The sequence below is a fragment of the Blastococcus brunescens genome (genome assembly GCF_035320885.1).
GTDB lineage: Bacteria > Actinomycetota > Actinomycetes > Mycobacteriales > Geodermatophilaceae > Blastococcus_B > Blastococcus_B brunescens.
The window spans coordinates 2,068,027-2,084,340 of the sequence record NZ_CP141261.1 but is presented as its reverse complement, the minus strand read 5'-3'; the positions used below and the strand labels follow the sequence as shown (position 1 = coordinate 2,084,340).

The following is a 16,314-nucleotide window of genomic DNA, read 5'->3' as shown; positions in this document are numbered from 1 at the left end:
CTGCTGGCCGCGATGGTCCTCGTCGTGGCCCGAGCCCTGGGACGGGCCCGTGGGACGGCAGGAACAGCGGGGAGCGTGGACCCGTCCTGCGGACCGTGGGCCTCCTCCTCGTCGCCGCGCTCGCGGTCCCGTTGGTCGGGGCCCTGGCCTGGCTGCCGCTGCCCGGGCCGTCGCTCACCGCGGGCGGGCCCACGTCGACGGTCGCCGTCATCCAGGGCGACGTGCCGCGGGCCGGGCTGGACTTCAACGCCCAGCGTCGTGCCGTGCTCGACAACCACGTCCAGCGCACCCTCGAGCTCGCCGAGGCGGTGGCGGCGGGGAGGAGCCGCAACCCGATGCCGTCATCTGGCCGGAGAACAGCTCCGACATCGACCCGTACACCAACGCCGACGCCGCCCGCCAGATCGACCGGGCGGCGACGGCCATCGGGGCGCCGATCCTGGTCGGGGCCGTCGTCCAGGGGCCGGGCGAGTTCCTCAGCAACACCGCCATCGTCTGGGACCCCGCCGACGGGCCGGGGGACACCTACGTCAAGCGCCACCCCGTGCCGCTGGCCGAGTACGTCCCGGCCCGCGACTTCTTCCGCTTCTTCAGCGACAAGGTCGACCTCGTGCGTCGCAACTTCATCGCCGGGGACGAGGTGGGGGTGCTCGACGTCGGGGGCGTGCGGCTGGGCGACCTGATCTGCTTCGAGGTGGTCTACGACGGCCTGGTGCACGACGTCGTGGACGGCGGAGCCGGGATGATCGTCGTCCAGACCAACAACGCGACGTTCGGCTACACCGACGAGAGCGCCCAGCAGCTGGCGATGAGCCGCCTGCGGGCGGTGGAGTTCGGTCGCACCGTCGTGGTGGCGGCCACCAGCGGGATCTCCGCGATCGTGGCCCCGGACGGGTCGATCGCCGAGTCCTCGGAGCTGTTCACGCCCGACGTCTTCGTCGAGTCGATCGCCGAGCGGAGCTCCTCGACCGTGGCGCGGCGGCTCGGCTCGGTCCCTGAGTGGACGGTGACCGCTGTCGGCGTCGCCGCCCTGCTGGCGGCCGCCTGGCCGGGCGTGCGTGCGCGCCGTCAGCGGCGGGCGGCCCGGTGAGCGAGCGCGTGCTGGTCATCGTCCCCACGTACAACGAGGTGGAGAACCTCGAGCCGATCCTCGACCGGCTGCGCCACAGCGTGCCCGAGGCGCACGCCCTGGTGGTCGACGACGCCTCGCCCGACGGCACCGGGGACCTCGCGGAGAAGCTCGCCGCGCGTGACGACCGCGTCCACGTCCTGCACCGCAGCGCCAAGCAGGGGCTGGGCCGGGCGTACGTGGCCGGCTTCCGCTGGGGCCGCGAGAACGGCTACGACGTGCTCGTCGAGATGGACGCCGACGGCTCGCACGCCCCCGAGCAGCTCCCGGACCTCCTGGCCGCGCTGCGGACGGCGGATCTCGTGCTGGGCTCGCGGTACGTGCCCGGAGGAGGGGTGACCGACTGGCCGATCCACCGCCTCCTGCTCTCGCGGGCCGGCAACCGGTACACCCGCTGGGCCCTGCGCCTCCCGTTGAGCGACGCCACCGGCGGCTACCGGGCGGCGCGGACCGAGCTGATCGAGCGGCTGCCCTTCGACGACGTCGCCAGCCAGGGGTACTGCTTCCAGGTCGACTGGGCGTGGCGGGCGGTCCGGTCCGGGGCGCGCGTGGTGGAGGTGCCGATCACCTTCGCCGAGCGGCGGTTCGGCAGGAGCAAGATGAGCGGTTCGATCGTTAGGGAGGCATTGGTACGGGTCACCGTGTGGGGGCTGCGGGACCGGCTGGCCGACTGGCTGCCGGGCCTCGCCCGCCGTCCGGTGCCGGCGAGAGCCGGGCACAGAGAGGCAGGACAGCATGAGTGACGCCGTGGGGCGCCGGATCCGGACGGTCGCGGGCCTGCTGGTGCTGGCCGAACTGGTCGTCTTCGTCCTCGTGGCGCAGTGGATCGGGGTCGGCTGGACGATCCTCGCCACGCTCGCCACGAGCGTGCTCGGGTGGATCCTGCTGGCCCGGCAGGGGACGCGCGCGCTGGCCGACCTCCGCGAGCGGGCCCGCACCCGCCGCTCGCCGGGGACGGAGCTCGGCAACGCCGGCCTGGTCGCCGCGGGCGGACTGCTCATGGTGCTGCCCGGCTTCATCGGGGACGTGGTGGGGCTGCTCTGCCTGCTCCCGGGCACGCGGAGCCTGGTGCGCGGCGCCCTGACGCGGCTGGTCGTTGCCCGGCTGCCGGTCGGACTGCGGCCACCGGTGCGGGTGGAGAGCGTCCGGACCGCCGAGGTGCCCCGCGCCGGGGACCTGCGCCCCGACGGCTCCGGCAGTTCGCGCCTGGTCATCGAGGGCGAGGTCGTGCGCGGACCCGACGGACGCCCACCCGCCTAGCGGAGCACCGCGAACCGGAGCGTCGTCCGGGTGCCCTCCTCGTCGACGCCGAGCTTCTCCAGGCGGACGGAGCCGGCCGGGAGGCCGTCGAAGAGCCGCCGTCCTCCTCCCAGGAGGACCGGCATGACGTCGACGCGCAGCTCGTCGACCAGCCCGGCGGCCAGCAGCTCCCGGGTCAGGTCCGCCCCGCCGAGGACGGTCACCGCCTTGTCACCGGCCAGCTCGGCCGCCTGACCGACGGCGGCCTCGACTCCCTCGGTCACGAACGTGAAGAACAGTTGGTCGTTGCGCTTCGGCTGCCGCTCCGGCTGCCGGTGGGTCACGACCACGATCGGCACCTGGAACTCGTACCCGTCGGCGTACCCGTCGGGGTCGGGAGCCATGTCGAAGAAGCGCCGTCCCATGAGGGCAGCGCCCGTCTCGGCCTGGGCCGCTTTCATGTAGGCCGAATCCCGGAGGTCGTCGAAGTCGCTGTAGAGGGCCGAGATGCTGCCGTCCGCGTCCTCGAAGAAGCCGTCCAGGGAGAGGGTCAGTCCGGCGATCACGCGTGTCATGCCGGTATGACCCCGGAGGACCGGTGAACTCATCGCGGACGCGGAACGGCCCCGGTGGATCGCTCCACCGGGGCCGTCAGGCACTGCTGGGTTCAGCTGGCGCGGGTCCGCCGGCCGCGGAGCACGTCCAGCCGCTCGGCGAGCACCTCTTCGAGGTCCTCCACGGAGCGACGCTCGAGCAGCATGTCCCAGTGGGTGCGCGGGGGCTTGACCTTCTTGGGCGCGGGCTCGGCGCCACCGACCAGCTTGGCCGCGGAGCCGTCGAACTTGCACTCCCAGGTGTCGGGGAGCTCCGCGTCGTCGGCGAAGGGCACCGTGAACAGGTGACCGGACGGGCACCGGTACTCGGCGTACTGCCGGTCGATCGGCGCGGTGTTCCGCTCCGTCTCGTAGCTGACGCTGCCCAATCGGCTGCCGCGCAGGGAACGCTCGCCCATGGCACACCGTCCTCTCGTTCGTGGTGTCGGTCGCGACTCGATGTCCGGCGACGGGGGCATACCCACGAACCGGGGAGTCACTGAGATGAACGACAGAAATCGCGGAAGGATTCCGCCGAATCAGTTGTCCATCATCGCATGGAGTCAGAAACATGGGGCGGGGGCCCTCGGAGGGGTGACCCCGACGGGTCAGGGAGCGCCAGCTGCCCCGGCCCGGCCGGCGTGGGGCCCAGTTCGCCCCGCACGTAGTGCCGTCGGCACAGCACCTTGTAGCGGACGCCAGGGGTGTCGGGGACCTCCCCGACGGCCTCGGCCGGCGCCGTGTCGGCCACCACGACCGTCTCGCCGGAGCGGACCATCGCACCGTCCACGATGCGCGCGTTCAGCAGCCCCGGGAGCCCGCACCAGCACAACACCTCCACCTGGACGCGCTGCACGTCGTCGGCAAGCTCCAGCAGCCGCTGGGTGCCGGGGAACAGACGAGTGCGGAAGTCGGTGGTCAGACCGAACGCATAGACGTCGACGTGCCAGTCGTCGACGAGGTGGGCGAGCTGGTCGACCTGGGTCCCGGTGAGGAACTGCGCCTCGTCGACGATCAGGTAGTCGACCCGGTGACCGTCGGCCCACCGGTCGCGGACCAGCCGGTGCAGGTCGGTGCCGGCGTCGATCTCGGTCGCCGCGCGGGCCAGCCCCACCCGGGAGCTGATCCGGGGCGCGGCCGAGCGGTCTCCCTGGGTGATCAGGACGCCGTGCCGGCCCTGCCGGCGCTGGTTGTGGTCGACCTGCAGGGCCAGCGTCGACTTCCCGCAGTCCATCGGGCCGTGGAAGAACCGCAGATGAGCCGGTGCGGGGTGCCGCCGGCGGTCGCCGGACGCCGGCACGGACGACGGCGCAGGGAGGAGCGCGGGGCGGGCGCCCTGCGCGGCCGCCCCGTCGGCCTCGAGGCTCACAGACGCTCCGGAGGCGTGTTCCCTGCGGCGAGGACCGCGCGGCGCATCGGCAGGGCCGCCAGCGCGATGAAGCCGCCGACGAAGAAGATGACCAGGCTGACGATCGCCAGCCGGTAGGAGCCGGTCAGCTGGTAGGTCAGCCCGAAGGCCAACGGCCCCAGCCAGCTGGTCCCGCGGTCGCTGATCTCGTAGAAGCCGTAGTACTCGGCCTCCTTGCCCGCCGGGATGAGCTGGCTGAACAGCGATCGGGACAGCGCCTGGGTGCCGCCCTGCACCAGCCCGATGACGGCGGCGAGGGCGTAGAACTGCGCCACCGCCCCGGTCTGCAGGAAGAACGCGGCGAACAGCACGCCGATCCAGGCGACCAGGGCACCGAGGACCACCCGCTTGGCGCCGTAGCGCCCGGCCAGCCGGCCGAGCCCGAGCGCCCCGAAGATCGCCACCACCTGCACCATCAGGATCGCGCCGGTGAGCACGTCCTGGGCCAGGTCCAGCTCTTCGGTGGCATAGGTCGCCGACAGCGAGATCACGGTCTGGACGCCGTCGTTGAACAGCAGGTAGGCGCCGAGGAACCACAGGGTCAGCGGGAAGGCCCGCATCTCCCGGAACGTGGTGGCCAGCTGCCGGAAGCTGCTGCCCGACCGCATCGCCGAGGCCGCGACCGGGCGGTTGCGCAGCCGGGACACCGAGAACAGCGTGAACGCACCCCACCACAGGCCTGCGGTGGCCAGGCAGATCCGCACCGCCTCGCCGGTGCTCAACCCCAGGTCCTCGGCGGCGACGACGAGCCCGAGGTGGACGGCGAGGAGCAGCGCCCCGCCGACGTAGCCGAACGCCCAGCCCCGGCTGGAGACCTTGTCCCGGTCGTCGGGACCGGCCAGGTCGGGCAGCCACGAGTAGTAGACGACCGTGGCGGCGCCGAAGCTGATGTTGGCGAGGATGAAGAGGAGGGCGCCCATCAGCCACCGGCCGTCGCCGGCGAAGAACAGGGCCGTGGTCGCGAGCGCGCCGAGGAGGGCGAAACCGGTGAGCATCTCCCGCTTGCGGCCGGTGCGGTCGGCCACGGCACCGGTCAGCGGCAGCACCAGCACCTGCAGGACCACCGACGCCGACAGGACGTAGGAGAACCAGCTGCCGGCGGCGATGGACAGGCCGAGGAACGACAGCCGCTCGTCGGGACCGGCGGCGTCGCGCGCGATGGCGGTGAGGTACGGGCCCAGGAAGACGGTCGTCACCGAGGTGTTGAAGACCGACATGGCCCAGTCGTAGGAGTACCAGCCGAAGCGCTCGCGCTTCAGGGGTCCCCGACGGGGGATCGGCGGGCCCGGCTCCGGTGGAGGGCGGCGCGGTGGTCACCGGCGCAGGCTTCCAGCCGCCGGACGGCGGGTCCAGCACCGGGTCGTCCGCGTCACCTGATGTGCTGTCACGGGATGCCCTCGGGAACCACGCCACCGGGGTACGCGGCGACGGCGGTCGTCGGCCGGGTGGGGTCGATGAAGGCCGGCCGCTCCCGCTCCGCCGCCCGCAACGGCACGAGTCCGCGGGTGATCGCCGCGGCGATCCGGTAGCGCGCCCGGTTGGCGTCGCCGACTCGGCCCATCTGCAGGTCGTCGAGGCGCACGGGCGGGCCGATGTGCACCTTCAGCGCGGGCCGCCGCACGATCGCGCGGACAGCGGTGCGCAGCTTGCCCCAGTCGTTGCCGTACTGGAGCACCTCGTGCGCGCCCCACTGGCTGACCGGGATGACCGGGACGCCCAGCCCCAGCGCCAGCCGGGCCATGCCGGTGCGCCCCCGCTCGGGCCAGCCGTCGGCGGCCAACCCGACCCGGCCCTCCGGGTAGGCGACGACGTGCCCTCCGGAGACCAGGGCGACCTCGGTGACGCGAACGGCGTGGCGGGCCAGCTCGGTGCCGCGCTCGACGCGGATGGCGCCGGTGCGCTCCAGCAGGGGACCGGCCACCGGCGCGGAGATGATGCCGCCGGTCGCCATGATGCGGGGACCACACCGATCCGGTGCAGGGCGACGGCCACGACGAACGGGTCGAAGTCCCCGATGTGGTTGGCCGCCAGCAGGAGCGGCCCGTCCCGCAGCTCCTCGGGCACGCCGCCGCTGACCTCGACGCGCCCGAAGATGCTCACGAGCCAGGCGAAACGGCGCAGGACGAAGCGCCAGAACCACCACGGTGGGGCGGCCGCGATGGCCATCTCGCGTGCGAACCACCCGGATCCTCGGGCCGCACCAGGCGGGCGAGGTCGTCCGGGAGAGCGGGGGTGCGTGGCCGCCAGCTGCGCACCCGGGCCGCGAGCGTCACCGCGGGAACCACTGGCCGCGCTTCTCCAGCAGCTCGCGCATCATGGCCGGCCGGTCGGTCATGATGCCGTCGACCCCCAGGTCCAGCATGCGGGTGGCCTCGTCCTCGGTGTCGACGGTCCAGACGTGCACCTGCAGCCCGCGGGCGTGGGCGGCGGCGAGGAAGCGCTCGTCGACCAGCGCCCGACCGCCCAGCTGCAGCGGCACCTGGGCGCAGCCGGCCTGGATCCGGACGAGCCCGGCGGCCTTGGGGAGTAGGAGGACAGCCGCAGCGCGGCGACGCCACGGGGCCCCAGGCTGGTGCACACCGACGGGCCGAACAGCCGGCGGGCCGCCGCGATCCGGGCGTCGGAGAACGAGCCCAGGCAGATGCGGTCGGCGACGTCCAGGCGCCGGACCATGCGGACCAGGGGCGCCAGCACCCCGGCGGCCTTGATGTCGAGGTTGAAGCGCACGTCCGGCCATGCGCCGAGCAGGTCCTCCAAGCGCAGGATCGGCTCCCGGCCACCGATGCGGGCCTGGGACATCTCCGACCAGGTCAGGGCCTCCACCCGTCCGGTGAGATCGGTGACCCGCTCCAGCGTGGCGTCGTGGAAGACGACGAGGACGCCGTCGGCGGTCACGCGGACGTCGGTCTCCAGGTAGCGGTAGCCGAGGTCCACGCAGGCCTGGAAGGCCGGCATGGTGTTCTCGACGTGCTCGATCGCACCGCCGCGGTGGGCCATCGCCAACGGGGTCGGCCCGTCGAGGAAGGCGTGATGCACGGCGGGCACGGCGTCCACGCTAGTGCCCGGCGGGAGGGCTGCCGACAGGCCCCGCTCGGTTCCGGGGCCGCCAGTGGTCAGCCCCGCCGGACGGCGTCGGCCATGCGCCGCACGATCGCCGTCAGGACCGGCCGCGGGGTCGCGACGTTGAGGCGGACGTGCCCCGCGCCGGGGGCACCGCACTCGGGGCCGTCGACCATCGCGACACCGGCCCGCTCGAGGAAGAACGCGCCGGCCGACGTCGGCAGCCGGAGTTCCCGGCAGTCCAGCCACGCGAGGTAGGTGCCCTCCGGCGGGCGCCAGCGGACCTCGGGCAGGTGCTCGGCCAGCAGGGCGCCCAGATGACGTCGGTTGCCGTCCAGGTACGCCAGGACGCCGTCGAGCCACGGACCGCCCGAGTCGTAGGCGGCGGTGGCGGCGAGGACGCCGGGAGTCGAGGCGCCGTGGGTGTAGAGGAAGCCGACCTGCTCCCAGGAGGCGGCGTCGTCGGCGTTGGTCAGGATCAGCTGGGCTGCCTTCAGACCCGGCAGGTTCCACGCCTTGGACGCCGACGTCGCGGTCAGGGCGTGGCCGGCGGTGACCGGGGAGAGGGACGCGTACGGCCGGTGCGCCGCACCGGGCAGGACCAGGGGCGCGTGGATCTCGTCGGAGAAGACGCGGGCGCCGGCGTCCTCCACCACCTCGGCCAGCGCCAGCTGCTCCTCGGCGCTGAAGACCCGGCCCAGCGGGTTGTGCGGGTTGACGTGGACGAGCAGCCCGGCGCCGCCGGCGAAGGCCCGGGCGATCCCGTCGAGGTCGTAGGAGGGCCGGCCGTCGCGTTCGACCATCGGCACCTCGACGAGCTCGCGGCCCAGGAGGCCGGGGACCGCCAGGAACGGCATGTAGGCCGGCGTGGGCAGCACGACGGCGCTGCCGGGCGGCGTGAACCGCTCGATGGCCACCTGCAGGCCTGCCACGACGTCGGCCAGGGGCGTGATCCGGTCCGGCGGCACCTGCCAGCCGTACCGTCGCCGCTGCCAGTCGGCGCAGGCCCGGGCCATGTCGGTGGCCGCCTCGGTGGTGAGGTAGCCCAGCCGGCCGCGGTCCACCGCGTCGTGCAGCGCCGCCGTGACTTCCGGAGCCGTGCCGAAGTCCATCTCGGCGACGAACGCCCCGATCGCGGCACCGTAGCGGGTCCACTTGAGGCTGCCCGCGGCCCGCAGAGAGTCCTCGGACAGCGCGTCGAAGCCGATCGGGGGCCCGTCGGGCGCTCGGCCGGTCGGATTCACCTCTGCGTCCATGGCGCTCCTCCTTGGCGTGTCCCGGAATGCTGTCGTCCCAGGCGTCTACCGTGCGCAGTCGTGGCAGAACGACACGCGGCCGGCACCACGGCAGAGCTCCCCGTGACAGCGATCCCGAACCGGGGAGCGACGAGCAGCGGCGCTGCGGCTGGTGCCGCCGGGTCCTGCCGTCCCAGGGGGCGGTCGGACGCCCGCGGCTGTACTGCGGGCAGGCCTGCCGGCAGCGCGCCTACGAGCAGCGCTCCGCCACCGCGAAGGCAGGTCTTCCGGGGGACGTCGTCCTGGTGTCGCGCAACGAGCTCGACGGGCTGCAGGACCGGCTCTACCAGTTGCGCTGCGCGCTCGAGGACGCCCAGACGCTGCTGACCGAGAAGCCGACGAAGGCCGAGCTGGAGCGTCAGCTCACCGAGCTCATCCGATCCACGGGCCGGCTGGACCGGCTCTGGGTCAGCGAGCGGTCCGGCTGACCGTCGCTCAGTCCGGGTCCTGCTCGTCGCCGTCGTCGCCGGCGTCCTCCGGATCCGGGTTGCTGTTGTCCGGCAGGTTCTCGCGGTCCGCGTCCTCCGGGTCGACTTCCTCGACCTCTTCGTCCGTCGTTCCGTCGTTCTGGTCCTGGCCGGCCGCCTCGCAGCCGGTCATCGTGGCGCCACCCCCGAACAGCGCCAAGGCGGTGAACAGGGCGGCGATCGGACGTCGGATGCGCATGCATCGACCCTACGAACAGCCGGCGGTTCGCGCCCGTCGAGCCACCGACACCACCTGCATTACGTCACGGTGACGTAATTAACCAGGGGCAGGTGGACCAGGGAAGGTGGCCGCCCTCGGCCGCCGGGGGCACGCGGCGCCGACCGGACGCATCCGACGCCTGTGCTGATCATCGAGGCGACGATCATGATCACGATGGTCATGATCAACTAACGGGGAGTCGACGCGATCAGGGCCGGCTCGCCACGTACCGGACGTCGGCCGGTTGCGCTGTCCGGCGGTCGGCCCGCCGGCGGGAGGTGAGGACGACGAAGAGGGACGGCGAAGACCACGCGGACGACGACGACTGCGGAGCCGGCTCTGACCGACGGTCAGGGAAGATCGGTGGCGTCGTCCGGCGCGTGGTGGTGGAGCTTCAGACGGCCCCTTCTGGGCCTGACGTCTTGCGCCGATAATGCACATTATGTCAACTCATCGGCCGGCTGGGTCCTCCGGCACGAAGCCGACCTCCTCGTAGGCGTAGATGCCGATCCCGTGGTCCTGACCGTCGGGATCGTCGACGTCGACGGCAACACCCCCGTCGACCCAGTCGACGACCCGTTCCGTGCGCCCGACCTCCGCTGCCGGTCGGCACGACGACCCGGCGCCCGGAGCGCACGTCCTCGGGCGGCGGCATCCGGAGGTCGACGGTGAACCACCCGTCGGTCAGCAGCCCCAGCCGCTCGGCGACCAGTCGCCGGGACTCCGGCCCCAGCTCGCGCGTGCTCCGCAGCTCGCCGAGTGCGACGCGGGGATGCGACTCCCCGGGTCCAGCCACAGGCGGTACCGACGACCCGGTAGGTGCTCGACGTCGACCCGGATGCTCGGTGCACCGTCATAGGAGGACACGGTCGGCAGTCTCCCGCACGCGATGCCCGTCGCCGACCCGGGCACGGCCCGGTGCCCACGGTTCTCGAGGGAACACCTCACGGCGCCCCTTTCGTCACTGTGACGGAGGTCATTCGGGTACGGGGGCGCGGGCTGTTGAACGCCCAGATCGCCGGCGAGCTGTCCATGAGCGTGGCGACGGTGCAGGCGCACGTCTTCCGTCTGCTCGCGAAGCTGGAGGCCGCCAACCGGGTGCAGGTGGCGCTGCTGGTCCACGACGCCGGGCTCCCGTGAGCCGATGACTTCCCGGGCGCCCCGGCGTCACCAGGAGGAAGCCCGCGTCCCCACGACAGGAGGCACCATGCCGTCGAGCATCCGGCCGATCATCGTCAGCAGCGATCTCGAGCGCTTGCGGGCCTTCTACAGCGGCCTGTTCGACGCCCGGGAGGTCATGCGCTTCCCGGAGGACGGTCCGGTCTTCTACGTCGGCCTGGCGTGGGGGACGCCGAACTGGGTCTGTCGTCGGACTCCGACGCCACGCCCGGCGACCCGGGCCGGATGCTGCTCGGCATCGAGGTGCTCGACGTCGACGCGCTGCTGCCGAGAGTGGCGGATCTCGGCGGCGACCCGGGCGGCGGGGCCAACGACATGCCGTGGGGCCAGCGGGTGGCCCACATCAGGGACCCCGACGGCAACGTGGTCAACCTTACGCAGCAACTCTGATCAGCGGGCCGGACCGTCCTCGTCGTCCGGCACGCGCGAGAACGTGGCCAGCGAGCCGTTCCTCGCGAACGCCGCCCACAGGTTGAAGCCGATGATGGCGAGACCGGCGACGCACCACAGGACGAGGAAGGCCAGCCCCCGCCGTCCCGGGCTGCGCCGCCGTCCAGCATGCGGACGAGCCCGAACACCACCGATCGCCGCCCCGAAGACCGCTCCGAAGACGGCCAGGGGCTTGCTGGGCTTGTACCGGTAGGTGCTCACCGATCGTTCCTCCACTGCTGGCGGTGGCCGGGTCCGGGTCCCCTCCGGCGGCGTCGATGCTGGCACGCTGCTTCCGGATCCGCACGGTCAGGCACCCGGTCGTGGACGGGTTCCAGCGGCTCCGGGCGGGTAGCGGACCACGCATGACCGAGGAGCGACCGGACACCGACGAACGCGCCGACCCCGGAGGCACCCCTCCCCGGGCCGGACGACCTGACGGCGAAGCCCGCCACGCCGGGCACCGACGACGCGGGGAGACCGTCCGCCGTACCGGGCGCCTACGAGGCCGACGACGCCGAGCAGGCGCGCGGCAAGGCAGTGAAGCCCGGGAACTGACTCACCGGCTGGTGACGGCCACCCGCAGACCGAGGCCGACCAGCACCGTGCCGCTGACCGCCTCGAGGCGGCGACGGATCCGAGGCCGGCGGAACCACGTCCCCGCCCGCGCCACGCCGGCGGCCAGCGCCAGGTAGAGCCCGGTCTCCACGGTGATCTGCAGCAACCCGAGCAGCGCCGTCGTCGCGAAGACCGGCCCGTCGGCCGGGACGAACTGCGGATAGAAGGCGATCATGAAGACGGCAGCCTTGGGATTCGCCAGCTGCACGACCAGTCCTCGCCGAAGGCCGTCCACCACGACCGGCGGCCCGGCGCGGCCCGGAGCGGCGGTTCGGGGGCGACCTCCCCGCCGTCCCGCCACGCCGCCAGCAGGGCCCGCCCACCGAGGTAGAGCAGCACCGCCGCACCCACGATCCGGAGCACGACGTAGGCGGCCTCCGAGGCGGCGACGAGCGCCGCGAAGCCGGCGCCTGCGAACAGCGCCCAGGCGTAGATCCCGAGCTCCAGCCCCAGGACGGTCGGCACCGAGGCCCGCAGCCCGCGGAGCGCGGCCCGCCGGACGATCAGCGCCATCGCCGGCCCCGGCGACGCGGAGATGAGGAGCACGGCCAGCAGGAACGCCGGCAGCGACACCGCGAGGTCCACGGCGGGAATGGTGGCACTCCCTCCCCCGCCGTCGACCGACTACCCGCGCCGCTCCACGGGACGTGCAGCTCCGTGCGGTTGACTCGGGGACGTGGAGGCTCTCGGTCGGTTCTGGACGAGGGTCAGCGCCACCGTTCCCGATCTCTCCACGACCGTCCTGCTCGCCACGGCCGCGGCAGCCGCCGTGCTCGTCCTCTCCCCCGTGTTCTGGCGGTCCGCCCGGCACGCGGTCACGATCGCCCACGAGGGCGCCCACGGTGTGGTCGCGCTCGCCGCCGGACGCCGGCTCTCGGGCATCCGGCTGCACTCGGACACCTCCGGGCTCACCGTCTCCGCCGGGAAGCCGACCGGGCTGGGCATGGTGCTCACCTGCGCGGCCGGCTACACCGGCCCCGGGCTGTTCGGGCTGGGGGCCGCGGCGCTGCTCGCCGCGGGCCACGCGATCGGGCTGCTGTGGGCGCTGCTCGTGCTGCTCGCGTTGCTCCTCGTCCAGATCCGCAACTGGTACGGGCTGTGGTCGATACTCGTCACCGGCGCGGTCGTATTCGCGGCCACCTGGTGGCTGCCGCCGGAGGGCCAGGCCGTGTTCGCCGCCGTCGCCACCTGGTTCCTGCTGCTGGCCGCCCCCAAGACCGTGCTGGAGCTGCAGGCCAAGCGCCGCCGCCGGGGCGGCGCACCCGATTCCGACGCCGACCAGCTCGCGCGACTCACCCCGTTCCCGGCCCTGTTCTGGGTCGGCGTCTTCCTGCTCGTCGACGTCGGCGCGCTCGTGCTGGGCGCCCGCTGGCTGCTCACCTGAGGACGGCGGAGTCCTTCGCCGACGGGTGGCGCTCGGGCTGCACGGCCGGCCGGGATCGCCGGCGGGGCTCGCAGCCGACCGGCTGACGGACCGGCTCCACCGTCGGCGCCGGCGGGATCTCCAGCACCAGGTCCTGGTGGTCGACGGTGACCTGCCGACCGTGGTGCCGGATGTCGAGCGGCTCGCCGTCCTCCAACCGGTAGGTGGCGCACTCGTGGGTCACCGTCACCGTCAGCCGGCGGCCCCGGTAGACCACGCGGAACCGCATGCGGGTGATCCGCTCGGGCAGCCGCGGCCCGAAGGTCAGCTCCCCGTTGTGGTCCCGCATGCCGCCGAACCCGGCGACGGCGACCGTCCAGCCGCCGGCCAGCGACGCGATGTGCAGGCCGTGCCCCGAGTTGTGGTGCAGGTTCTGCAGGTCGGTCAGCGCCGCCTCGGCCCAGTAGTCGTAGGCCAGCTGCAGGTGCCCGGTCTCGGCGGCGACGACGGCCTGCTGGCTGGCCGAGAGCGAGGAGTCCCGCGTCGTCCGCTCCTCGTAGTACGCGAAGTTGGCGATCTTCTCCTCGAGGGTGAACGCGTCGCCCCGCAGGTGCAGCGCCATGACGAGGTCGGCCTGCTTGACCACCTGCTTGCGGTAGATCTCGAAGTAGGGGTAGTGCAGCAGGAGCGGATAGTTCTCCTTCGGCGTGCCGGCGAAGTCCCACTCCTGGTGGTGGGTGAACGCGTCGGACTGCATGTGCACGCCGCGCTGCGTGTCGTAGGGAACCGCCATCAGGGAGGCGGCCCGCAACCACACGTCCACCTCGTCGTGAGAGACGTCCAGGCGGCCGGCCACGTCGGGCTGGCGTCGCACCGCCTCGGCCGCCTCGCGCAGGTTCCGTTGCGCCATGAGGTTGGTGTAGACGTTGTTGTCCACGACCGCGGTGTACTCGTCCGGCCCGGTCACGCCGTCGATGCGGAAGCCGTGCTCGGGGTCGAAGTGGCCCAGCGAGGCCCACAGCCGAGCCGTCTCGATGAGCAGCTCGGCGCCGAAGTCCCGGTCGAAGTCCTCGTCGAGGGTGGCGTTCCGGTAGCGGACGACCGCGTCGGCGATGTCGGCGTTGATGTGGAAGGCGGCGGTCCCGGCGGGCCAGTAGCCCGACGTCTCCTCGCCGCGGATGGTGCGCCACGGGAAGGCCGCCCCTGACGCCCGAGCTCACGGGCCCGGGCGCGGGCCAGGTCCAACGTGGAGTGCCGCCACCGGAGCGCGTCCCGGACCGCGTGCGGCGCGGTGTAGGTGAGCACCGGGAGGACGTAGGTCTCGGTGTCCCAGAAAGTATGGCCGTCGTAGCCGGGGCCGGTCAGCCCCTTGGCGGGGATCGGCTGGCGTTCCGCGCGGAGCCCGGCCTGGAGGACGTGGAACATGCCCACGCGCACGGCCTGCTGCAGCTCGTCGTCGCCCTCGATCTCGACGTCGGCCTCGTCCCAGTGCTGGTCGAGCACCTCGCGCTGCTCCCGTGCCAGGCGCTCCCAGCCCGCCAGCTTCGCGGTCGCGAGTGCCGCCTCCACCTGGTCGCGCAGCGCCGCGCTCGACCGGCGGGAGGACCACCCGTAGGCCAGGAACTTGACCAGCTTCAGGCTGCCGCCCTGGGGGATCCGCGCCGCGAGGGTGTAGCGGGCGAGATCGGCGGCCGCCTCGAGGTCCTCGGTGGAGCTGTCGGGGATCTCGATGACGTGGTCCATGCCGGCGGCCATGCGCAGATGGCTGCGCCGGGTCCGGTGCACCAGCACCGCACGCCGGCCGCGGGCGACGGCGAGCTCCGACTGCAGGGGCTTGGCCAGCGCGGCCGCAGCCCGGGGGTCGTCGTCCTCGGTCGGGACGGCCTCGTTGGCCAGCAGGTCCGACTGCAGTGCCACGTAGAGGTCGCCGAGGTCGTCGGTGAGCTCCACCTTGTACTCGATCGCGGCGATCGAGCGGCGGGCCAGCGACACCAACCGGGTGCTCGTCACGCGGACGGTCCGGCCGCCCGGGGAGCGCCACTCGGTCGACCGGCGGAGGACGCCGGCCCGCAGGTCCAGCGTGCGGGTGTGGTCGATGATCTCGCCGTACTCGAGGTCGAGCGGGGAGTCCTTGACCAGCAACCGGATGAGCTTGCCGTCCGTGACGTTGACCATCGTCTGGCCCTGCTCCGGGAACCCGTAACCGGCCTCGGCGTAGGGCAGCGGGCGCTCCTCGAAGAACCCGTTGAGGTAGGTGCCCGGGACGACGACGGGCTCGCCCTCCTCGAACGACCCGCGCATGCCGATGTGCCCGTTGGTCAGCGCGAACACCGACTCGTGCACGCCGAGCGAGGCGTGGTCCAGCCCGACCTCGGTCAGCGACCAGGGCTCGATCGGGAAGGTGGCGCGGCCTTCCGTCATGCCCTCTCCCCCATCAGTTGCTCGAGGTCGGTGACCACGACGTCGGCACCGGCCGCCGCGAGTGCCTCGGCCTGGCCGACCCGGTCGACCCCGACGACGTAGCCGAAGTTCCCCGACCGGCCCGCCTCGACGCCGGAGATGGCGTCCTCGAACACCACCGCGGCGGCCGGGTCGACCCCGAGCAGGCGCGCCCCCGCCAGGAAGGTGTCCGGTTCCGGCTTGCCCCGCAGGGCGTCGCGCGCCGCGACCAGCCCGTCCACCCGGACGTCGATCAGGTCGGCGAACCCGCCGGCGGCGATGACCTTCTCGCCGTTGGCGGACGCGGTGACCACGGCGGTGGGCATCCCGGCGTCCTTGACCGCACGCAGGTACCGGATCGATCCGGGATAGACCTCGACACCGTGCTCGTCCAGCTCGCGGAGCACCATGTCGTTCTTCCGCGTCGCGATCGCCTGCACCGTCGCGGCCTCGGGCGGATCCCCGGCGCCCCCTCGGGCAGCGTGATGCCCCGGCTGGCGAGGAAGCCGCGGACGCCGTCCGCCCGGTGCTTGCCGTCGACGTGGCTGTTGTAGTCGAGTTGGCTGAACTCGGGCTGCCCCGGTGCGAAGCGCTGCAGGAACTCGTCGAACGTTCGCTTCCAGGCGGCGAAGTGGACCGTCGCCGTCCGGGTGAGCACGCCGTCGAGGTCGAAGAGACACACGCGGACGGAGGCCGGGAGGCCGAGAGGCCCGGGAGCTGACACGACCGGGACGCTACCGGCGCCATGACACCGCGACGTGTCAGGACGGCTGCCGTCGCGTATCGGATCGCCGACGGCGCCGACGGGCGGGCCGAACGCGCGGTGCCTAGGGTCGGCCGGGGCGCTTCCCGCACCCCCGTACCCGAGCCCTACC

Annotated in this window: 19 protein-coding genes and 3 pseudogenes; 7 read left to right on the top strand and 15 right to left on the bottom strand. The window is 73.0% G+C overall.

The window, feature by feature from the left end:
• Positions 1 to 49 precede the first annotated feature (49 nt).
• Genes lnt through U6N30_RS13860 form a run of 3 tightly spaced genes read left to right on the top strand, consistent with a single transcriptional unit; the run spans position 50 to position 2,389 of the window.
• Positions 50 to 1,090, top strand: coding sequence for an apolipoprotein N-acyltransferase (gene lnt, locus U6N30_RS13870; RefSeq protein ID WP_324277728.1), 1,041 nt, complete (start codon positions 50 to 52; stop codon positions 1,088 to 1,090).
• The gene (locus tag U6N30_RS13865) at positions 1,087 to 1,872 is read left to right on the top strand and encodes a polyprenol monophosphomannose synthase (protein ID WP_324277727.1); all 786 of its coding nucleotides are present in this window, start codon (positions 1,087 to 1,089) and stop codon (positions 1,870 to 1,872) included. Before lnt ends, U6N30_RS13865 begins: the two co-directional genes overlap by 4 nt.
• Entirely contained in the window at positions 1,865 to 2,389 is a 525-nt protein-coding gene (locus tag U6N30_RS13860) for an FxsA family protein (protein WP_324277726.1), read from the top strand. Before U6N30_RS13865 ends, U6N30_RS13860 begins: the two co-directional genes overlap by 8 nt.
• Here the strand turns inward: U6N30_RS13860 and U6N30_RS13855 are convergent.
• The 8 genes and pseudogenes from U6N30_RS13855 to U6N30_RS13820 form a co-directional block, all read right to left on the bottom strand.
• Positions 2,386 to 2,943 carry a dihydrofolate reductase family protein gene (locus U6N30_RS13855; RefSeq protein ID WP_324277725.1) on the bottom strand — a complete coding sequence of 186 codons (558 nt, stop codon included), beginning with the start codon at positions 2,941 to 2,943 and terminating at the stop codon, positions 2,386 to 2,388. The two genes, U6N30_RS13860 and U6N30_RS13855, sit on opposite strands and share 4 nt — an antisense overlap.
• A gap of 92 nt (positions 2,944 to 3,035) precedes the next feature.
• Positions 3,036 to 3,380 carry an RNA polymerase-binding protein RbpA gene (locus U6N30_RS13850; protein ID WP_089336610.1) on the bottom strand — a complete coding sequence of 115 codons (345 nt, stop codon included), beginning with the start codon at positions 3,378 to 3,380 and terminating at the stop codon, positions 3,036 to 3,038.
• Positions 3,381 to 3,511: 131 nt separating this feature from the next.
• The gene (locus tag U6N30_RS13845) at positions 3,512 to 4,330 is read right to left on the bottom strand and encodes a thymidine kinase (protein WP_324277724.1); all 819 of its coding nucleotides are present in this window, start codon (positions 4,328 to 4,330) and stop codon (positions 3,512 to 3,514) included.
• Positions 4,327 to 5,586 (bottom strand): MFS transporter, encoded by a 1,260-nt coding sequence (locus U6N30_RS13840; protein WP_324277723.1) that lies wholly within the window; start codon positions 5,584 to 5,586, stop codon positions 4,327 to 4,329. Before U6N30_RS13840 ends, U6N30_RS13845 begins: the two co-directional genes overlap by 4 nt.
• A gap of 167 nt (positions 5,587 to 5,753) precedes the next feature.
• Positions 5,754 to 6,320, bottom strand: coding sequence for a lysophospholipid acyltransferase family protein (locus tag U6N30_RS13835; protein WP_324277722.1), 567 nt, complete (start codon positions 6,318 to 6,320; stop codon positions 5,754 to 5,756).
• 426 nt (positions 6,321 to 6,746) lie between these two features.
• A pseudogene (locus tag U6N30_RS13830) lies at positions 6,747 to 7,106 on the bottom strand (glycerophosphodiester phosphodiesterase family protein); the annotation flags it as partial.
• A gap of 23 nt (positions 7,107 to 7,129) precedes the next feature.
• Positions 7,130 to 7,324 (bottom strand): annotated as a pseudogene (locus U6N30_RS13825) (glycerophosphodiester phosphodiesterase); the annotation flags it as partial.
• A 158-nt stretch (positions 7,325 to 7,482) separates the two neighbouring features.
• Positions 7,483 to 8,685, bottom strand: coding sequence for a MalY/PatB family protein (locus U6N30_RS13820; protein WP_324277721.1), 1,203 nt, complete (start codon positions 8,683 to 8,685; stop codon positions 7,483 to 7,485).
• Positions 8,686 to 8,735: 50 nt separating this feature from the next.
• Between U6N30_RS13820 and U6N30_RS13815 the strand changes: the two genes are divergently transcribed.
• Positions 8,736 to 9,152 carry a hypothetical protein gene (locus U6N30_RS13815; protein ID WP_324277720.1) on the top strand — a complete coding sequence of 139 codons (417 nt, stop codon included), beginning with the start codon at positions 8,736 to 8,738 and terminating at the stop codon, positions 9,150 to 9,152.
• A gap of 7 nt (positions 9,153 to 9,159) precedes the next feature.
• On the opposite strand, the gene U6N30_RS13810 is transcribed toward U6N30_RS13815, so the two are convergent.
• Positions 9,160 to 9,390, bottom strand: coding sequence for a hypothetical protein (locus tag U6N30_RS13810; RefSeq protein WP_324277719.1), 231 nt, complete (start codon positions 9,388 to 9,390; stop codon positions 9,160 to 9,162).
• A 987-nt stretch (positions 9,391 to 10,377) separates the two neighbouring features.
• On the opposite strand from U6N30_RS13810, the gene U6N30_RS13805 reads away from it, so the two are divergent.
• On the top strand, positions 10,378 to 10,551 hold the full coding sequence (locus U6N30_RS13805; RefSeq protein ID WP_324277718.1) for a LuxR C-terminal-related transcriptional regulator: 174 nt from the start codon (positions 10,378 to 10,380) through the stop codon (positions 10,549 to 10,551).
• 201 nt (positions 10,552 to 10,752) lie between these two features.
• The gene (locus U6N30_RS13800; protein WP_324277717.1) at positions 10,753 to 10,980 is read left to right on the top strand and encodes a VOC family protein; all 228 of its coding nucleotides are present in this window, start codon (positions 10,753 to 10,755) and stop codon (positions 10,978 to 10,980) included.
• On the opposite strand, the gene U6N30_RS13795 is transcribed toward U6N30_RS13800, so the two are convergent.
• The 3 genes from U6N30_RS13795 to U6N30_RS13785 all read right to left on the bottom strand — a co-directional run bounded on the left by U6N30_RS13795 (position 10,981) and on the right by U6N30_RS13785 (position 12,210).
• Complete coding sequence (locus U6N30_RS13795) at positions 10,981 to 11,241, bottom strand: hypothetical protein (RefSeq protein WP_324277716.1); 261 nt, start codon at positions 11,239 to 11,241, stop codon at positions 10,981 to 10,983.
• A 337-nt stretch (positions 11,242 to 11,578) separates the two neighbouring features.
• A complete protein-coding gene (locus U6N30_RS13790; RefSeq protein WP_324277715.1) occupies positions 11,579 to 11,812 on the bottom strand; it encodes a hypothetical protein in 234 nt (77 codons plus the stop codon).
• Positions 11,809 to 12,210, bottom strand: a complete 402-nt coding sequence (locus tag U6N30_RS13785) for a LysE family translocator (protein ID WP_324277714.1) — start codon at positions 12,208 to 12,210, stop codon at positions 11,809 to 11,811. Before U6N30_RS13785 ends, U6N30_RS13790 begins: the two co-directional genes overlap by 4 nt.
• Before the next feature lie 103 nt (positions 12,211 to 12,313).
• Between U6N30_RS13785 and U6N30_RS13780 the strand changes: the two genes are divergently transcribed.
• Positions 12,314 to 13,021: a M50 family metallopeptidase gene (locus U6N30_RS13780; RefSeq protein ID WP_324277713.1), complete on the top strand. Its 708-nt coding sequence runs from the start codon at positions 12,314 to 12,316 to the stop codon at positions 13,019 to 13,021.
• Here U6N30_RS13780 and U6N30_RS13775 read toward each other — a convergent pair.
• The 3 genes and pseudogenes from U6N30_RS13775 to U6N30_RS13765 all read right to left on the bottom strand — a co-directional run bounded on the left by U6N30_RS13775 (position 13,014) and on the right by U6N30_RS13765 (position 15,879).
• Positions 13,014 to 13,289 (bottom strand): glycosyl hydrolase family 65 domain-containing protein, encoded by a 276-nt coding sequence (locus U6N30_RS13775; RefSeq protein ID WP_324278297.1) that lies wholly within the window; start codon positions 13,287 to 13,289, stop codon positions 13,014 to 13,016. The genes U6N30_RS13780 and U6N30_RS13775 overlap by 8 nt on opposite strands.
• A 144-nt stretch (positions 13,290 to 13,433) precedes the next feature.
• Positions 13,434 to 15,421 (bottom strand): annotated as a pseudogene (locus U6N30_RS13770) (glycoside hydrolase family 65 protein); the annotation flags it as partial.
• Positions 15,418 to 15,879, bottom strand: coding sequence for an HAD family hydrolase (locus U6N30_RS13765; protein ID WP_324277712.1), 462 nt, complete (start codon positions 15,877 to 15,879; stop codon positions 15,418 to 15,420). The pseudogene U6N30_RS13770 and the gene U6N30_RS13765, both read right to left, overlap by 4 nt.
• Between the last annotated feature and the right edge of the window lie 435 nt (positions 15,880 to 16,314).